Here is a 17,203-nt window from a genome sequence, read left to right as displayed (position 1 = left end):
CAAGGTAATGCGTGCTATACGCGTCCGTACCGATCCGCAAATCGCACGACGTCATCCTCTTCGAGGTACGCGCCGGAGCGGACTTCAATCAGGTCGAGTGGGATCTTCCCGGGGTTTTCCAGACAGTGGGTGGCACCGAGCGGGATATAGACCGACTCGTTTTCTCCCAACAATTTGATTTCATTATTGATAGTGACTTTGGCGGTCCCGGCCACCACAATCCAGTGCTCCGCACGGTGGTGATGCATCTGCAATGAGAGTCCCTCACCCGGTTTCACGGTAATGCGCTTCACCTGATAGCGCTCGCCGGAATCAATGGAGTCGTATTTTCCCCACGGGCGATACACTTCCCGGTGAATGTGGTGCTCATGGCGTCCATCGGCTTTGATCTGCTCCACCACTTTTTTCACGTCCTGCACCGCATTGCGATCCGCGATCAGCACCGCATCTTTGGTCTGTACCACCACCAGGTCTTTCACCCCGACAGTGGTCACCAGCCCCGATTCCGCATACACATAGCTGTTTTCGGTCTTGTGGCTGATCACATCACCATGGTGCACATTGCCTTCGGCGGTATGGGCGCTGATTTCCCACAGTGAGGACCACGAGCCGACATCGCTCCAGCCTGCGTCCATTGGCATAACCACCGCGTCCGCTGTACGTTCCATCACCGCATAATCGATAGACTCTTCCGGGCAGGCGAGGAACGCCGCTTCGTTAACGCGAATAAAGTCGAGATCCGGGTCCGTCACGTTCATCGCGTTTTCGCAGGCCTCGAGAATATCCGGGCGGTATTTTTTCAGCTCTTCGAGATAGCGTCCGGCACGGAACAGGAACATGCCGCTGTTCCAGTAATATTCGCCGCTGGAAACGTACGCCTGAGCAGTTTCAAGATTCGGTTTTTCGACAAACTGCGCCACCTCAAATGCCACCGCGTCTTTTTCGCCCGGGCAGACTTCGCCACGGCGAATGTAGCCGTAGCCGGTTTCCGGCAGATCCGGCACGATACCGAAGGTCACCAGTTTGCCGCTTTCAGCGTAGGGCATCGCGTCGCGCACTGCAGCGCGGAAGGCGTCTTCATTCTGAATGACATGATCCGCCGCCAGCACCAGCATCAGCGGATCGTTGTCCGGGCAACTGCGTTTAGCCGCCAGCGCTGCCAGCGCAATGGCCGGAGCAGTATTGCGCCCTGCCGGTTCGAGAATGATGTTTTCCGTCAGCTTGTTGAGCTGACGCAACTGCTCGGCCACGATGAAGCGATGCTGCTCGTTGCAGATCACCACCGGGCTTTCGCATTCCACGCCGTTGAGACGATTAATCGTCGCCTGAAGCATGGTCAGCTCCCCTTTCAGGCAGAGGAACTGTTTGGGATAAAGCACACGGGACAGCGGCCATAAACGGCTGCCGGAGCCACCGGCCATCACGACGGGAAATAACTGTGACTGACTCATTGTTTAACCCCGAATATCAGCAATAAATTGGCTCAGCACGTTCTCTTTTTCGAGCGTGCGCTCAGCGTACTCGTGCGCCAGCCGGTTATCTTTCGGCAGCGCCAGTGCGCTTTCAATTCCTGTCACCAGCGCCGGAACGGACTCCGGCTCGACGCAAACCGCGATCCCGGGAATGGCATTGCACAACTGGCCCAGTTCAGTTTCCGCTTCAGCGGTGATCACCGCATTGCCGCCGACCGCGAGAATGTTCGTCAGCTTCGAGGGCAGCACCGCATCAGCGGCACCGCGTTTCTGGATAACCAGATGGCAATCGCCCATTTTCAGTAGCGCAGGCAGCGCTTCATACGGTTGCAACGGGAAAAAGCGGACGTTATTTAAGCCGCGTTCTGCCGCCAGCTTTTCCAGACGCGCTTTCCCGCCGCCCTGCCCGACAATCACGAACAGCCATGGCTGGTGTTGCAGTTGCGAAGCCGCATCAATGACGCTCTCCAGCCCCTGTTTTTCCCCGATGTTGCCGGAATAAAGAATGATTTTTTGATCGGCGGGTAACCCCAACTGTTCGCGCAATACCGCCACCTGCGTCGCACTGACGTCGCGAAAGCGCGCCACTTCGGACCAGTTGGGGAAGAAAATCACTTTCTCCGCAGGAACGCCTTTCTCCTGCGCTTTGTTCATCATCGAACGTGAAATCGTGGAGACGTTGTCGACGTTGTGCAGGCCACTGCGTTCAAACGCGCTGGCCAGTTTCGCCACTTTGCCACCATTGCCTTTTCCGGCCATGCCGAGGCCGAGCATCGCGTCAACTTCATAATCCTGAATATGCAGTACCGTGCGCGCGCCGGAGAGTTTCGCCAGCAGGCGCATGCCCGGCGTGCAGAACAGCGTCGGCACCACGCCAATGATGCGGTCCGGTTTCCAGCGTCGCTGGGCCATCAGCGGGAAAAAGCTGCTGAGGGCAAAACTGCCGAGATGCAATAATCGTTTCAGCGTGGAAGGCTGTCTCGGCACATACAGCGGGCAGCGCCAGACGGTGGCTACACCCTCTTCCCGACGATAACGCCAGGCGGAATAACGCTCGCCGACCTTCCATTCCGGGTAGTAAGGCGGGGCAGTGATCACCCGTACCTCGTGGCCCTGGCGGGCCATCCAGTCGACCATCTCCCCGGTGTATTTACCGATGCCGGTCAACTCGGGAGAATAATTAATGCCGTAAACCAGAATCTTCATAGTCCCGGCACCTCTGCGCGCTTCTCAACGAGGAAGTAGGCGCGGCTGTTGTCGTGCACGTTATCGGCGGCCAGCAGTTCCGCTGACGTCAGCCAGCGGTAGTCGTTATGCTGTTCGACCGGTAAATTCAGCGCGTCTGCGTCCACTTTCAGGCGGAAACCGAGCACTACATAGTGAGTGGTGAAATCGGTACCGGAAAAGTTGTCGTCATAGAAGTGCTGCCAGACACCGTAAAACTCCCCTGCCGACATCGGCAGGCGCAGGCCCAGTTCCGCCCCGGTCAGACGGGCAAAGGCGTCAGCGAGCGTCTCGTCCTTCTGCACGCGCCCGCCCGGCACGAACCAGTAGCCCTGTGCCGGACGGTTATTGCGTTTCCCGAGCAGAAATTGTCCACGCGCGTTCTCGACGATCAAATCTATAGAGATGAGCGGCGTTGAACGCACCACGGTGGCAAAATCTTCGTGCTTAAGAAACATGGTTACCCCCGGAAACGCTGCTGGTTTTCGAGGAACCACTGGTACGTACTGGCCAGCCCTGCCTCAAGGGTGATTTCGTGATACCAGCCCAGTTGATGCAGCCGCGATACGTCCAGCAGCTTGCGTGGCGTACCGTCCGGTTTCGTGGCATCAAACACGATGCGGCCTTTGTAGCCCACCACCGTCGCGATGGTCTGTGCCAATTCGCGAATGGTGCAGTCAACGCCGGTACCGACGTTAATGTGCGACAGCATCGGCTGGGTATTCTCTTTCCACACCTCGCTGTCGAGCTCCATTACGTGGATGCTCGCCGCCGCCATGTCATCAACATGGAGGAACTCACGCATCGGCGTACCGCTACCCCACACCACCACATCCGGCGCATTCTCCTGCGTGGCTTCGTGGAAGCGGCGCAGCAGCGCCGGGATCACATGCGAGTTGCTCGGGTGAAAGTTATCGTTCGGCCCGTACAGGTTGGTCGGCATAACGGAACGATAATCACGACCGTACTGGCGGTTGTAAGATTCACACAGCTTGATCCCGGCGATTTTGGCAATCGCATAAGGCTCGTTGGTCGCTTCCAGCGTGCCCTGCAGCAGTTCGCTTTCCGGAATCGGCTGTTTCGCCAGTTTCGGGTAAATGCAGGAGGAGCCGAGGAACAACAGCTTATCCGCGTTGTGCACATGCGCGGCGTGAATGATGTTGCTCTCAATCATCATGTTCTCGAAGATGAAATCCGCCGGGTAGGTGTTATTGGCGACAATGCCGCCCACTTTCGCCGCCGCCAGATACACCTGATCAATGCGTTCCGTTTCAAAGAACGCATTCACTGCGTTACTGTCGAGCAGGTTGAGCTCATCGCGGGTGCGCAGAACCAGTTCCACGTCATCGCGTTGCTCAAGCTGCCGGGCGATGGCCGAGCCCACCATTCCCCGGTGGCCCGCCACAAAAATACGTTTTCTGGTCATGGATCAGGACTCCAGCGCGATGGCGACCTCGTAGCCGTGGGATTTGAGCAGAGAATGTTTCTTCGCCGCTTCCAGATCTTTTGCCACCATTTCAGAAACCATTTCCTGCAGGGTTGTTTCCGGTTTCCAGCCCAGTTTTTCGTGCGCTTTGGTCGGGTCGCCGAGCAGGGTTTCCACTTCCGCCGGACGGAAGTAACGCGGATCCACCGCCACCATCACATCACCCGGTTTGACACCCGGTGCGTCGTGACCGGTGACAGAAACCACGATGCCTTTTTCGTCCACGCCAGTGCCTTCAAAGCGCAGTTTGATACCGAGTTGCGCTGCCGCCATTTCCACGAACTGACGTACGGAATACTGCACGCCGGTGGCAATGACGAAATCTTCCGGTTGATCCTGTTGCAGCATCATCCACTGCATTTTGACGTAGTCTTTCGCATGGCCCCAGTCACGCAGAGAATCCATGTTGCCGAGGTACAGGCACTTCTCCAGCCCCTGAGCGATGTTGGCAATCGCGCGGGTAATTTTGCGGGTCACGAAGGTTTCGCCACGGCGCGGCGATTCGTGGTTGAATAGAATGCCGTTGCAGGCATACATGCCGTAGGATTCGCGATAGTTAACGGTGATCCAGTAAGCATACAGTTTCGCGACGGCATACGGAGAGCGCGGGTAGAACGGCGTGGTCTCTTTCTGCGGGATTTCCTGCACCAGACCGTACAGTTCAGACGTGGAAGCCTGATAGAAGCGGGTTTTCTTTTCCAGGCCGAGGAAGCGGATAGCCTCCAGCAGACGCAGCGTGCCCATCGCATCCACATCGGCGGTGTATTCCGGGGATTCAAAAGAGACTGCAACGTGGCTCATGGCGCCCAGGTTGTACACTTCGTCCGGCTGCACTTCCTGCAGGATGCGGGTCAGGTTGGAGGTATCCGTCAGATCGCCGTAATGCAGGTGGAATTTCGGGTTGCTGGTATGCGGATCCTGATAAATGTGATCAACGCGTTCGGTATTGAACGAAGAAGCACGACGTTTAATCCCATGAACTTCATACCCTTTTTCCAGCAGCAGTTCTGCCAGATACGAGCCATCCTGTCCGGTTACGCCGGTGATGAGAGCGACTTTTGACATAATTATATTCCTCTGTTTTATCAGGGTTGAGTTGTTACCACGCGTTCGCGCGTCACCACTGCGGGGTTGCCACGGCAAATCGCATTTGCCGGTAGCGATTTAAATACGCTGCTGCGTGCGCCAACGACGGTGCCATCACCAATCGTCACGCCCGGCGCGACAAACACATCCGTCGCCAGCCAGCATTTTTCGCCAATCACAACCGGCGTCGCGTTAATATCAAAATGCGCGCTGGAATAATCGTGACTGCCGGTACACAAATAACATTTCTGCGAGATGACAGAATTAGCACCAATCGTTATCTCGCCAAGGGTATATAAAACCGCGTCATCGCCGACCCAGGCATAATCACCAAGGGTTAATTTCCATGGATAGGTGATTTTTACCGACGGCCGAATGACTACGTTTTTTCCGATTTTTGCGCCAAATAAACGAAGCAGGAAAGCGCGCCAGCGGTAAAGTATTTGTGGCGACCAGGCAAATAAAGTAGCCTGAACAGCCCACCACAGTTGCACCTTAATACCATTCCCGCCCCGGAACCCTTTCGGCACGGAGAAGCCGCTTAACTCTTGCATAAGTTTTCCCGATATTTATATTTTGTTATATAACGCTTTGGTTTTACCGGTGGTACGCAACCGCATTAAATAAGACAATTCTGCCCAGAAGCCTGGCACCCGCAATATTTTGCGCTGCACGTTTTTTGCATCCTGACATAATTCAAGATTATTCGAGGTAGACACGCCGCCCATCGAGAATTCGGAAACCAGACCTTTAACACGCTTAAATGGATAACCCGATTTATACATACGGGCGGCCAGCGCGTAATCCGATGAAACGCGATATTGCAGATCGTAGGGGTGATTTTTTAGTCCCGTCACCGGGAAAAAGATAGCCTGATGGCTGGCCGGCAGGCTGTGATAAATATACCAGCCAGGTTTTGCGCCACGACGAATTTTCGTGCCATCGCCAAAATCTAACAGCGCATCGCCGATATACATGGCATCTTCTTTTTTGTCTGCCAGCTGGCGAACGAAATGGCCAATATCTTCATGAAAAACATCGCCGGAATTGAGGAAAATCGCGAATTTACCCTGCGCCATGGCGATGCCTTTATTCATGGCATCATACAGGCCGTTGTCGCGTTCGCTGACGTAGCGTAAGTTGTATTCCCCGTTAAGGTTTTCCAGATACTCTGCGGTGCCGTCGGTCGAGCCGCCATCCACCACAATCCATTCGAAATCGAGGTCGGTTTCGCGCGCCAGGTGCGCCAGTGACGCTTTCGTTTTCACGACCCCGTCATAATTGCGAAACGCCACGGTAATAATGCTCAGCAGCATATTCGTTTCCACCTCATACTTTGTGCACAATATTCAACGCCTTGCGCAGAATAAAGGGACACACAATTAAAAACGCATATTCCGGGCTAAATATTGAGCCGGTAAAAAACAGTGACACTGGTGTAAAAAGGTACAACTGCACGCCAAAATTCTGGTTATTACCAAAGGCGTTAATCGTCATTTTTGCAACCTTAACCAGATACCATGCTGTCAGTAATACCGCGAACCAGGAAAAATAGATAATTAACAGATACAAGCCATTATCTATTGTTTTACCAACATCAGCACCGTTAAAGATTCCGAATGATGCAACATATTCGTAAAGAGAACCAAAACGTACCACACCATCAATATGGGTCAGGGAATAGCCCACCATCACCAACGGACCGATAATTCGGTAGTAAGATGATGAACCTTCAGTGCCCAAATCGCCGAGTCGTGTTGAAATATACGGGAATGCGAAAATCACCCCCAGCAAAAAAACAGCCAATGAGATAATCGCCAGCGGCAATTTCTTACGAATCGCCTCTTTATTCAGATACTGGAATGCCCACTCCAGCAGGTAAAACAGGATAAATGTCATCACTCCTGAAAACGATCCTGAAAGAACTATCCCTGCGAGAATCATAGCATCGGTCTTTGGGGTTTTGATACCAAACTGTTTGATGCTGAGCCAAATTGAGATTAGTGCCAGAGCAAAAAATGCCGGTTCGAAATAAAGTGCGGTGGTTCGCTTACCACCAAATTTGATAAAGTTCAGAACATAGCTGTTACTGTAAATAAGATATTTCGAAATCGACTCCATTAAACTACTGCCGCCGCTGAGTATGATCTGCGCCATCTCCGCGGCGGCCAGCATCACCACCAGCCCCACCACCAGATAAAAGAAACGCAGAATTTTGCGGTAGTTATGTGGCGAAATCGTTTTGAAACGGATGCTCCACATCATACCGATGATGATCACGATGTAGATGAACAGCATGGTCGAGGTGACATATTTGCTGGCATCCAGCGACTGGCCGAACAGGTAGTTGAATGCTGTCAGTCCGGCACCAGCGCCCAGCGCAATCATCAGTTTTTTCAGATTCAGGCGTTCGACATACAACAGCAGCAGCACGGGCAGAAAGGTCACGATGGTAATCGGAAAACTCTCGCCCAGCTGCGCCAGTTTGACGTTAACCAGCAGATAGATTAACGGCAGCAGCAGATAGCTACAGACTCTGATAGAACGAGACATATTCCTCCAGCATCTGTTGTCCACTGTAAGCCTTGCGGCTGCGGTCGCGAAACGCCTGCAGCGAATCGCCAAACACCGCCTGCGCCAGTTCCGCTTTCGGCAGCGTCACCAGCTGTAACACCTCGTCATTGTCAAACGTCCGGCCGCCCGATTTCTGTAACACTTCCTGTGCCGCCTCACTGTGCGTGGCGATCACCGGTACGCCAATCGACAACGCTTCGCAGAGAATTAACGGGTAGTTATCCACGCGGGAGCTGAACAGCAAGGCATCGAGCTGATTCAGTTCATTCATCAACTGGCGCTTGTCGGTGAGAAAACCGTGGTTGATAACGTTTTTCCCTTCAAAGGGCGAAAACTTGCCAAAGGTGTGGACTTCCACGGTCTCGCCCAGCGCGATGATGTCACGCACCAGTTGTTGATTGGTTTTGCCGTCGTAACGCAGATCATGCGCCACCACCGCGATTTTCGGTTTGCCTGCCGTTGTCGTCAGCGGCGTCAGTTCTGCAAGAATCGCTTCGGTCGCTACGTCGATGCCGTTATTGATGATTCGGCAACGCCCTTCACCGTACAGGCTGTTAAAGGCGTCCGCGACGTGCTGGCTGGGTGAAATAAACTGGCAACCAAGGGCCAGCATGTGGCGAAACAACTGGCGCTTACCTTCGACCAGTTGATGCGCACGGTCGATTTTCACCGGCGGGTAATTGCTCAGCGTCGGGCATTTCTGGCAGCCCCTTTTCCAGCCATCACAGCCATCGAGAAACGCGCAGCGCCCGGTCACGCTCCAGTGATCGTGCAATGTCCAGACAAACGTCACATCATCTTTATGCGCTTTCACTTTCTGGCAAAAGCTGACCACGTCGTCGAGATTCAGCCAGTAGCTGTGCAGAACATGAAAATGAAGGACTACCGGCCCGCGGGTGCGGGTCACTGTGCGATACAGGTTGTTGAGGTTGCCGAACAGGTCGCGGTTGAACAGGCGGAACAGCGCCAGATTGGCCATCGAAGTGATGCGCGCCGTCTGCTTGATTACCTGCGGATAATTATCATGGCTGACGCTTTTCTTACCGCCTTTGCCGTAACCGTAGACAAACTGTGAATGCAGTCCCTTTTGCAATGCGCGCTGGTGCAAATCCAGCGCCACGCCCGCCGCCCCGCCCTCGGCGAGACGCACGTTAAACTGTAAGATATTCATTTAATGACCTTCACTCGCGCTTTTTCGCCCACCACCAGCGCATTGTCCGGCACGTCATCCAGCACCACGCTGCCCGCACCGACAGTGACGTTGTTACCAATAGTGATAGCACCAAGAATGATGACGTTAGCGCCTAACTCGACGCTGTTGCCGATCACCGGGCAGGCCAGGCTGTCTGCACCACGGTTGCCAATGGTCACACCATGGCGCACGGTAAAGTCGTCGCCCGCCACCACATTTTTATTAATGACCACGGCATAGCCATGGTGAATGGTGAAGCGACGGCCAATTGTCGCGGCGGCCTGAATCTCATAACCAAAAAGGCACTCGGTGATGATGCGGTACAGCACCAGCACCGGCGCGGCCCAGATATTGTTGATGATATTTTTCTTGCGCCACACCGAGCAGAAATGAGCTACACGATAGGCCAGTACCATGCAGCAGGGGCGCAAACTCCAGCTGTTTGCGCGGCAATCTTCCAGTAGCATTATTTCCCCCGCAGCCCGTCAGCCAGACGTTTACCGTTACGCAGCGAAAAGAGCGTCAACAGCGTGCGCCACTTCATGCGCTTGTTGCGGATCTGATAGAGCGTAAACAGCTGATATTTTTTGCTGGCCCGGTCGAATTTATCTTTGTGTTTGCGATAGAAATGGAAGTAACCGGAAAACTTTTTCGGTGATGAGGTGATCTGCATTTCGCCGTGATTGATGTGCAGGATCTGCGTTGCCTCTTCTACTTTCCATGGTTCGCCATACGCCACCACCATGCGCAGGAAAATGTCATAGTCCTGTGCGGCTTTCAGTTGCGTATCGAAAAGCGACTCTTTGAAGCGCCACGCCCAGCTAAAGACCTGGTTGCCGATAATATTGCGTTTATAAAACAGCTTGCGGGAATACGGCGACTTCGGGTACAGCGGCAGGCTGGCGGGCTGAGAGTAGACTTCGCCCTCGCAAACATAATCATCGGCATACAAAAACGCGTGGGTCGTCAGTTGGTGCTTGTGTTCCAGAAAGACTGACAGGCGGTTTGGCGTCCATTCATCATCATCATCGATGCCGGTGATGTACTGCCCTTTTGCCTGCAAAATGGCCTGATTGCGCACCGCGCAGGCGCCTGAGTTAAAATCGTTACGGGTGTAGTTCACGCGTGGATCGTTCAGTTCGGCGACAAACTGCGCCAGCTGTTCGAACGAGGCGGAGCAGTCATCCACTATCATCAGTTCCCAGTGCGGATAATCCTGACGAAGAACAGATTTAATCGCGCGAATGGCCAGCTGTTGCCGGTTCCATGTCGGCATATAGATTGAAATAAGCGGACGATGATTGGTCATTATGTTCCCCGGTAAGTATCTGACCCTTCGCCCTGCCCTCATCCTCAGGGGCGAGGGTCAGGGAGAAGGGAAAACTTATTTGTTGTCAGACTTATATTCGTACTCGTAGTAACCGTAATCCTGATAGCCCGTGGCCCGGCGGAAGATGGAGTTGAGGATCACCCCGCGCACTTCGATGCCGTTCTGCTCGAAACGACCGAGGCTGGTTTCCACCTCTTTCAGGGTGTTTACCGCATAGCGCGCGACCATCAGCGTAGTACCAGCCAGGCGACCGACCACGGCGGCATCGGTGACAGCCAGAATCGGCGGAGTATCGATCAGCACAAGGTCATAGTTGCTGCTTGCCCACTTGACCAGTTCTGCGAAGCGCTCACTCATCAGCAGTTCAGACGGGTTCGGCGGCACCTGGCCTCGTGGCACCAGATCAAAATTGTTGATAGCGGTCTTTTTGGCGCAGCCGACGATGTCCGCTTTGCCCACCAGAATTTCCGACAGGCCGTTAACGTTGGTGGTGCCGAGCAACTCGTGGGTATAGCCTTTGCGCATATCGCAGTCGATCAGCAGCACACGCTTGTTGGTCTGGCTTATCACCGCTGCCAGGTTGGCGCAGACAAAGGTTTTACCGATTGACGGGCTCACCCCGGTCAGCATCAGGACGTTATTTTTCGCCTGCATCATGGCGAAGTGCAGGCTGGTGCGCAGGCTGCGAATCGCTTCAATCGCCAGATCCGTCGGATTACCCACCGCCAGCAATTGGCTCTGCTTGTAACGCTTAACGCCGCGAATGGTTTTGACGCTGTCATGCGACTTCTGCCATTCCGACAGCGGGATGCTGGCGTAAACGCTGATCCCCTGCTCTTCCAGCGCCTGCGGGCTTTCGATACCACGGTTGAGCAAGGCGCGCAGCAGTACTCCAACGATGGACAACATCAGGCCCAGGATCAGGCCGCCGAGAATAATCAGCGCCTTTTTCGGCTTCAGCACACCAGGCTGGGTGATGGCGTGGTCAACGATGCGGACATCGCCCACGGTGCTCGCTTCCTGAATCTTCAGCTCCTGCTGTTTATTCAACAGTTGCATATAGACCTGCTGCCCAGACTCGACGTCACGCGTCAACCGCACAATCTCCTGCTGCGTTTTCGGCATCGCCGTCACACGCTGATTCAGGTTGGCCTTCTCTTCTTCCAGCGCCTGGCGTTTTTCCAGCAGCGTCCGGTAAGCAGGGTGACGTTTGGTGTAGAGTTTGGAAATCTCCGCCTCTTTAAAGGTCAGCTCATTCAGTTGCGCGTCGATGTTTACCATCGAATCAAGCACTGATTTCGCTTCCAGCGGTAGGTCAACGGAGTCTTTTTCCTGACGGTAGGCGTTGAGTTTGTTCTCAGCGACATCCAGGTGGCTTCGGACTTCCGGTAGTTGTCGGGCGAGGAACGCGAGACTTTTCCCGGCTTCTTCTGACTTACGCTCGACGTTCTGCTCAAGATAGTTGCGGGTGATGCTGTCCAGGATCGTGCGAATCTGCTCACGGTCTTCGCCGACGAAGTTCAGGCTCAGAACGCCGGTATCTTTCCCGGTCTCAGTGACAGTCAGGTTGTTTTGCAGATTGTTGATCATCCCCAGCGTGGAGAATTTGGTGACGGTAAATTCACCGCCGGTTTCCGCATTAATGCTGCTTACCAGCAGCGTGACCCCCGCTTTACTGAGCGGTTGACCGACTTCACCGCGGGCGCTGAAGCCCCCGTCACTGGTCAGCAGATACTGTTTTGGCCCCAGAACTTCCAGCGTAAATACCTGCTCTTTCATGCCCGCAGGCAGCGTGAACGTTTCCACATGTACTGTATCGTTCTGCCGCCCCATCAGGCGATCCCAGCCTGCGCCGAAGATCGGAAAGGTATTCTTGGTGACGCTGATATCAAGGTTCAGATCATCGACCGTTTTGCCCAGCACCAGACGCGAACGAATCAGCTGAATTTCCGCTTCCGAGGCGGGCGGTTTGCTGTTGAGTGCTGAGTTAATATCCTGCACCAGCGAACTACCGGCGTTCTGTTCTATCTGTACCAGCGCGTCGGCGCTGTAGATGGGGGTGGCAAACAGTGTATAAACCACCGCCGCCAGCCCAAACAGCGCTGTCGTACCCAGAACCCACCACTTCGCCTCAATAATCGTGCCTATCAGGCGTCCGATATCAATTTCATCATTGCCCGAGGCCTGCGGGGCAGCGTGTTTTACTTTTTCTGTCATTGTTATCCCTGCTGAGCTTTGAGTGCCTGTGCCCACTGTCGGGCAGACTGATCAAGTAACGAGTAAACCGCTTCGAAGGCGTCACGGCTCTTGCGATACGGATCGGGGATTTCGCGTTCGTCATCCCAGTGACCGAACAGCATGACTTTGCCGCGCATCTCCGGAGCCATGTCGCACAGGCGCGTTATGTGCCGTTTTTCCATCGCCAGGATCAGGTCATAGTCCCGGCACATCCGCCCGGAAATCTGCCGCGCGCGGTGCCCCTCAAGCGAGATATTGTGGGCAGCGGCAACACTCACGGCGGCGTCGTCCGCGCCTTTTCCCACCAACGCCCCCAGACCCGCCGACTCCACGGTCAGCGAGGGGTGATAGGCTTTCAGCAGACGTTCCGCGGTGGGGGAACGGCAGATGTTCCCCACACAAACGACCAGTATTTTGTTAAACATGCGCATTACCACGTATGGATGTCTTTTGCTGTATCCGTCATGTAGCGAACGCCACTGATGGTTGGCAGCAATTGGCTGATCAGACGGTTCCAGCGGGCAACTGGTGCGGTTGTGACATACACCACGTCATACGGCTGCAACACGAAGTTGGTCGCCATAACCAGCGATGTCGCATCGGACATATCGAGCTGGTAAACGTTAGCAATCTTGCCGTTCTTGTCCTGCTGCAACGGACGGATCACGAAGATGCCGCTGGCGTTGGACGTCGTCATGTCGATGCCTTCCGCCTGGCCCAGCGCTTCGGTCAGGGTCATGCCACTGAAGTCCATTTTGAGGGTGCTTTGTTTCTTCACTTCACCCATCACGAAGACTTTCAGATCGTCATTACGCGGCACGAACAGAATGTCGCCCGGATAGAGCAGACGGTTCTGGCTGAGGTCGCCGTTTTGCATCAGCGCCTGCAGCGAAATGCGCTGTTCGCGGCCATTATGAGTGAGCACCACATTGCGCCAGTCGGCGTCTTCCGTCAGACCACCCGCGGCGTTGATGGCATCCAGTACGGTCAGCGGTACGTTAGTGATCGCCTGTTGCCCGGATTTATTCACCTGCCCGGAAACGTAGGCTTTCTGCGAGCGGAACGCGGCGACGTTAACGTCGACCTGCGGGTCGTTGATATAGGCCGCCAGACGCGACGTCACCTGCGAACGAATTTCGGCGAGCGTTTTCCCGGCCACCTGCACTTTGCCGACATACGGATAGAAAATCGTTCCGTCTGGCTGTACCCAGTTACCCGTGTCGCTTGAGCTGCGGTACTGGCCTGCCGGGGTCGTGAGTTCCGGGTGATCCCAGACCGTCACGTTAAGCACATCGCCCGGCCCTACCCGATACTGGTAATTGTTTAACTCCTGATCCAGCGACATATTGGGTTGCGCCACATTCGGCCGTGGACGTAATTGGTCAATCAGTCGCGGGGTCAGCGGATAAACATTCACCATTCGGTCAATGTCAAAATCAGCATCTTGCTGTTTGATCACATCTTTACCGAAGGTAGACATATTGCTGCCGGGAAGGACAGTACAACCACTCATGAAGGTTACCGACACCAATAATGGCATCAATTTTAGTTTGGATTTCATCATTGATTATTTATCACTTTGGCAGAAAATTATCCTGTGCGAATAAAATATAACGTTCTTTTTTCCATTCTTAGTTGAAGCAGAATGCATTTAATCGAAACGCAATATAATTGGTATCTATCCTAAAAAGACATTATTTACTCGCAGGCTATTGACAGAATAATCGAAGCAGGTTGTCACGCCTTCAGGCACGCTACCGCCCTTGGCTTTCAGTTACCAATCCACTGTTAAATCAGATAATTAATAGATACAACCCTGCTTCACAGGGCTTACCAGAGAATATTCCTGAGGCATATTGTGAAATCATTTTCAGGCTTTCATACGACACTAATGAAAGAGGCAAAAGATTATTACTCACGATATGCTGGAAGAATTGTTGCAGCTAAGCCAATATCAGGCAAGGTAACAACCTCCCTAAATGGAGTTTTTAAGATTAATATTAATCGCTCATTTTTATACTTTTAGGATTTTATTTATATTGACAAATTGCGAGTGTTCTTTTTCGCTAAGATCATTTCAGCTTAACGATACAAAAAGGTAATAATAAATACCTGAAACAATAAGGTTATATTGGTACCGGCGGAATTCGTTTATTGAGATAAATCTCAGGTAAAGATTGCATTTCAACTCCGCTTTATCCATGATCTCCTTGTGTCATTTTTTTACGTTACGAAAGGTATTAATCCGTATATGGAATGGATCGCCGATCCCTCAATCTGGGCCGGTCTGATGACGCTGATTGTCATCGAGCTGGTATTGGGTATTGATAACCTGGTGTTTATCGCCATCCTTGCTGAAAAGCTTCCGCCCGGGCAGCGTGACCGCGCGCGCGTGACGGGGCTGATTCTGGCGATGCTGATGCGTTTGCTGTTGCTGGCGTCTATCTCCTGGCTCGTCACCCTCACGAAACCGTTGTTCAGTATTCGCGACCTCAGCTTCAGCGCCCGAGATCTGATCATGTTGTTCGGCGGGCTGTTCCTGTTATTTAAAGCCACCGTCGAATTAAATGAAAGGCTCGAAGGGAAAGACAGCGAGAACCCGACGCAGCGACGGGGAGCGAAATTCTGGGCCGTAGTGACGCAGATAGTGGTGCTGGATGCGGTGTTCTCGCTGGATTCGGTCATCACCGCGGTCGGGATGGTTGACCACCTTGCGGTGATGATGGCGGCGGTAATTATCGCCATCAGCCTGATGCTGCTGGCCAGTAAACCGCTCACCCGCTTCGTCAATAACCATCCGACCATTGTCATTCTGTGTCTCAGCTTCCTGCTGATGATCGGCTTTAGCCTGATTGCTGACGGCTTCGGCTTCCACATTCCGAAAGGTTATCTGTACGCCGCAATTGGTTTCTCGGTGATGATCGAAGCCCTGAACCAGCTGGCGATTTTCAACCGTCGCCGTTTCCTGTCAGCGAACCAGTCGCTGCGCGCGCGCACCACAGAAGCGGTCATGCGTCTGTTAAGTGGGCAGAAAGAGGATGCGGAGCTGGACGCCGAAACCGCCTTGCTGATTGCCGATCACAACGACAGTCAACTGTTCAATCCACAGGAGCGGTTGATGATCGAGCGCGTGCTGAATCTCAACCAGCGCACCGTCAGCAGCATTATGACCTCGCGCCATGATATTGAGCATATCGACCTCAACGCGCCAGAATCGGAGATCCGCGCCCTGCTGGAGAAAAACCAGCACACTCGCCTGGTAGTCACCAGCAATGACGATGACGAAGATCTGCTGGGCGTGGTGCATATCATCGACCTGTTACAGCAATCGCTACGCGGTGAGCCGCTCAACCTGCGGGTACTGATTCGCCAGCCGCTGGTCTTCCCGGAGACGTTGCCGCTGTTGCCTGCGCTGGAACAGTTCCGCAATGCCCGTACTCACTTTGCTTTTGTGGTGGATGAGTTTGGTTCAGTGGAAGGGATTGTCACCCTCAGCGACGTCACCGAAACCATCGCCGGGAATCTGCCTAACGAGGCAGAAGAGATCGACGCACGCCATGATATTCAGAAAAACGCCGATGGTAGCTGGACTGCAAACGGCCATATGCCGCTGGAAGATCTAGTGCAGTTTGTCCCCATCCCTCTTGATGAGAAACGGGAATACCACACCATTGCCGGTTTGCTGATGGAGCATCTGCAACGGGTACCACAGGCGGGAGAAGAAGTGGTGGTGGATGGCTTTACGCTGAAAACGCTGGAGGTGGAAAACCACCGCGTGCAACGGGTGCAGATTTTCCCGCCGGATGAAACTCCTGATTACGAGGCTTGATGAGGTTTGTTATGATGTATGAATATCAGTCCCATTATGGGACTTATTTCTTTACTTAGTCCCATAATGGGACTATCATAGCGCCATGAAAATAATCTCTGTTAAGACATTAAGGGATTTTTGGGCGGAGAATCCCGATGCAGAGCAACCGCTAAAGGCCTGGGTAGATGAAGTCACAAAAGCAGACTGGAAAACCCCGGCAGAGATAAAGGAACAGTACCGCAGCGCCACTATTTTGAAAAACAGACGCGTGGTATTCAACATTAAGGGAAATAACTACCGATTAATCGTAGCAATTGCTTATCAACGAGGATGGCTGTTCGTTAAGTTTATCGGCACTCACAGACAATATGACGCTATAGACGCTGAAATGGTTGAACTGGAGTAGATTATGAACATTAAACCAATCAGAACAGAACAGGATTATGAAGCTGCCCTGCAGGCAGTTGAACCGATGTTCGACAATGAACCCGCTCTGGATACGCCAGAAGGGGATTATTTTGAAATAATGTGTTTACTCATTGAAGAGTATGAAAAAAAACATTATCCCATCGAGCCACCAACCCCTGTCGAAGCTATAAAATTCCGTATGGATCAGCAAGGGTTAAGTGTTAAAGATCTGGAATCTGCGATCGGGAAGCCAAATCGTGTTTATGAAATATTTAGCGGTACTCGCAGCCTGACACTGCCAATGATTCGCCGCCTTCATAAGCAATTTGGTATTCCTTTAGAAAGCCTGGTCGGGGTCTGATATTTCAGTGCCCGGTAAATA

At 53.3% G+C, this 17,203-nt stretch carries 17 protein-coding genes; 3 read left to right on the top strand and 14 right to left on the bottom strand.

What is annotated here, in order from left to right:
* Window positions 1-14: 14 nt before the first annotated feature.
* From cpsB to GTGU_RS22270, 14 genes are all read right to left on the bottom strand, one after another.
* The gene (cpsB, locus tag GTGU_RS22335; protein WP_038162876.1) at window positions 15-1,451 is read right to left on the bottom strand and encodes a mannose-1-phosphate guanyltransferase; all 1,437 of its coding nucleotides are present in this window, start codon (window positions 1,449-1,451) and stop codon (window positions 15-17) included.
* Between the two features lie 3 nt (window positions 1,452-1,454).
* Window positions 1,455-2,678: a colanic acid biosynthesis fucosyltransferase WcaI gene (wcaI, locus tag GTGU_RS22330; protein WP_038162873.1), complete on the bottom strand. Its 1,224-nt coding sequence runs from the start codon at window positions 2,676-2,678 to the stop codon at window positions 1,455-1,457.
* Window positions 2,675-3,154 (bottom strand): GDP-mannose mannosyl hydrolase, encoded by a 480-nt coding sequence (locus tag GTGU_RS22325; protein ID WP_038162871.1) that lies wholly within the window; start codon window positions 3,152-3,154, stop codon window positions 2,675-2,677. Before GTGU_RS22325 ends, wcaI begins: the two co-directional genes overlap by 4 nt.
* 2 nt (window positions 3,155-3,156) lie before the next feature.
* Window positions 3,157-4,122 (bottom strand): GDP-L-fucose synthase, encoded by a 966-nt coding sequence (gene fcl / locus GTGU_RS22320; RefSeq protein ID WP_038162870.1) that lies wholly within the window; start codon window positions 4,120-4,122, stop codon window positions 3,157-3,159.
* A 3-nt stretch (window positions 4,123-4,125) separates the two neighbouring features.
* Window positions 4,126-5,247 carry a GDP-mannose 4,6-dehydratase gene (gene gmd / locus GTGU_RS22315; protein ID WP_038162867.1) on the bottom strand — a complete coding sequence of 374 codons (1,122 nt, stop codon included), beginning with the start codon at window positions 5,245-5,247 and terminating at the stop codon, window positions 4,126-4,128.
* 20 nt (window positions 5,248-5,267) lie between these two features.
* The gene (wcaF, locus tag GTGU_RS22310; RefSeq protein ID WP_038162864.1) at window positions 5,268-5,822 is read right to left on the bottom strand and encodes a colanic acid biosynthesis acetyltransferase WcaF; all 555 of its coding nucleotides are present in this window, start codon (window positions 5,820-5,822) and stop codon (window positions 5,268-5,270) included.
* Between the two features lie 15 nt (window positions 5,823-5,837).
* Window positions 5,838-6,584 carry a colanic acid biosynthesis glycosyltransferase WcaE gene (gene wcaE, locus GTGU_RS22305; RefSeq protein WP_038162861.1) on the bottom strand — a complete coding sequence of 249 codons (747 nt, stop codon included), beginning with the start codon at window positions 6,582-6,584 and terminating at the stop codon, window positions 5,838-5,840.
* Between the two features lie 13 nt (window positions 6,585-6,597).
* Entirely contained in the window at window positions 6,598-7,821 is a 1,224-nt protein-coding gene (wcaD, locus tag GTGU_RS22300) for a colanic acid polymerase WcaD (protein ID WP_038162858.1), read from the bottom strand.
* On the bottom strand, window positions 7,796-9,013 hold the full coding sequence (wcaC, locus tag GTGU_RS22295) for a colanic acid biosynthesis glycosyltransferase WcaC (RefSeq protein ID WP_038162856.1): 1,218 nt from the start codon (window positions 9,011-9,013) through the stop codon (window positions 7,796-7,798). The genes wcaD and wcaC overlap by 26 nt, the downstream gene beginning before the upstream one ends.
* Complete coding sequence (wcaB, locus tag GTGU_RS22290) at window positions 9,010-9,501, bottom strand: colanic acid biosynthesis acetyltransferase WcaB (protein WP_038162853.1); 492 nt, start codon at window positions 9,499-9,501, stop codon at window positions 9,010-9,012. The genes wcaC and wcaB overlap by 4 nt, the downstream gene beginning before the upstream one ends.
* Entirely contained in the window at window positions 9,501-10,343 is an 843-nt protein-coding gene (gene wcaA / locus GTGU_RS22285) for a colanic acid biosynthesis glycosyltransferase WcaA (RefSeq protein WP_038162850.1), read from the bottom strand. The genes wcaB and wcaA overlap by 1 nt, the downstream gene beginning before the upstream one ends.
* 75 nt (window positions 10,344-10,418) lie before the next feature.
* Entirely contained in the window at window positions 10,419-12,581 is a 2,163-nt protein-coding gene (gene wzc / locus GTGU_RS22280; RefSeq protein ID WP_038162847.1) for a tyrosine-protein kinase Wzc, read from the bottom strand.
* Between the two features lie 2 nt (window positions 12,582-12,583).
* Window positions 12,584-13,027 (bottom strand): low molecular weight protein-tyrosine-phosphatase Wzb, encoded by a 444-nt coding sequence (wzb, locus tag GTGU_RS22275; RefSeq protein ID WP_038163012.1) that lies wholly within the window; start codon window positions 13,025-13,027, stop codon window positions 12,584-12,586.
* A 5-nt stretch (window positions 13,028-13,032) separates the two neighbouring features.
* The gene (locus GTGU_RS22270; RefSeq protein WP_038162844.1) at window positions 13,033-14,166 is read right to left on the bottom strand and encodes a polysaccharide export protein; all 1,134 of its coding nucleotides are present in this window, start codon (window positions 14,164-14,166) and stop codon (window positions 13,033-13,035) included.
* A gap of 687 nt (window positions 14,167-14,853) precedes the next feature.
* Here GTGU_RS22270 and GTGU_RS22265 point away from each other — a divergent pair.
* The 3 genes from GTGU_RS22265 to GTGU_RS22255 all read left to right on the top strand — a co-directional run bounded on the left by GTGU_RS22265 (window position 14,854) and on the right by GTGU_RS22255 (window position 17,182).
* Window positions 14,854-16,431, top strand: coding sequence for a TerC family protein (locus tag GTGU_RS22265; protein WP_038163010.1), 1,578 nt, complete (start codon window positions 14,854-14,856; stop codon window positions 16,429-16,431).
* An 85-nt stretch (window positions 16,432-16,516) separates the two neighbouring features.
* On the top strand, window positions 16,517-16,819 hold the full coding sequence (locus tag GTGU_RS22260; protein WP_038162841.1) for a type II toxin-antitoxin system HigB family toxin: 303 nt from the start codon (window positions 16,517-16,519) through the stop codon (window positions 16,817-16,819).
* A 3-nt stretch (window positions 16,820-16,822) separates the two neighbouring features.
* Complete coding sequence (locus GTGU_RS22255; RefSeq protein ID WP_038162837.1) at window positions 16,823-17,182, top strand: helix-turn-helix domain-containing protein; 360 nt, start codon at window positions 16,823-16,825, stop codon at window positions 17,180-17,182.
* Window positions 17,183-17,203: the final 21 nt, after the last annotated feature.

It is taken from the genome of Trabulsiella guamensis ATCC 49490 (assembly GCF_000734965.1).
In the GTDB taxonomy this organism is placed as follows: Bacteria; Pseudomonadota; Gammaproteobacteria; order Enterobacterales; family Enterobacteriaceae; genus Trabulsiella; species Trabulsiella guamensis.
Note: the sequence above shows the minus strand (reverse complement) of the source record. Positions and strands in the feature narration are given on the sequence as shown.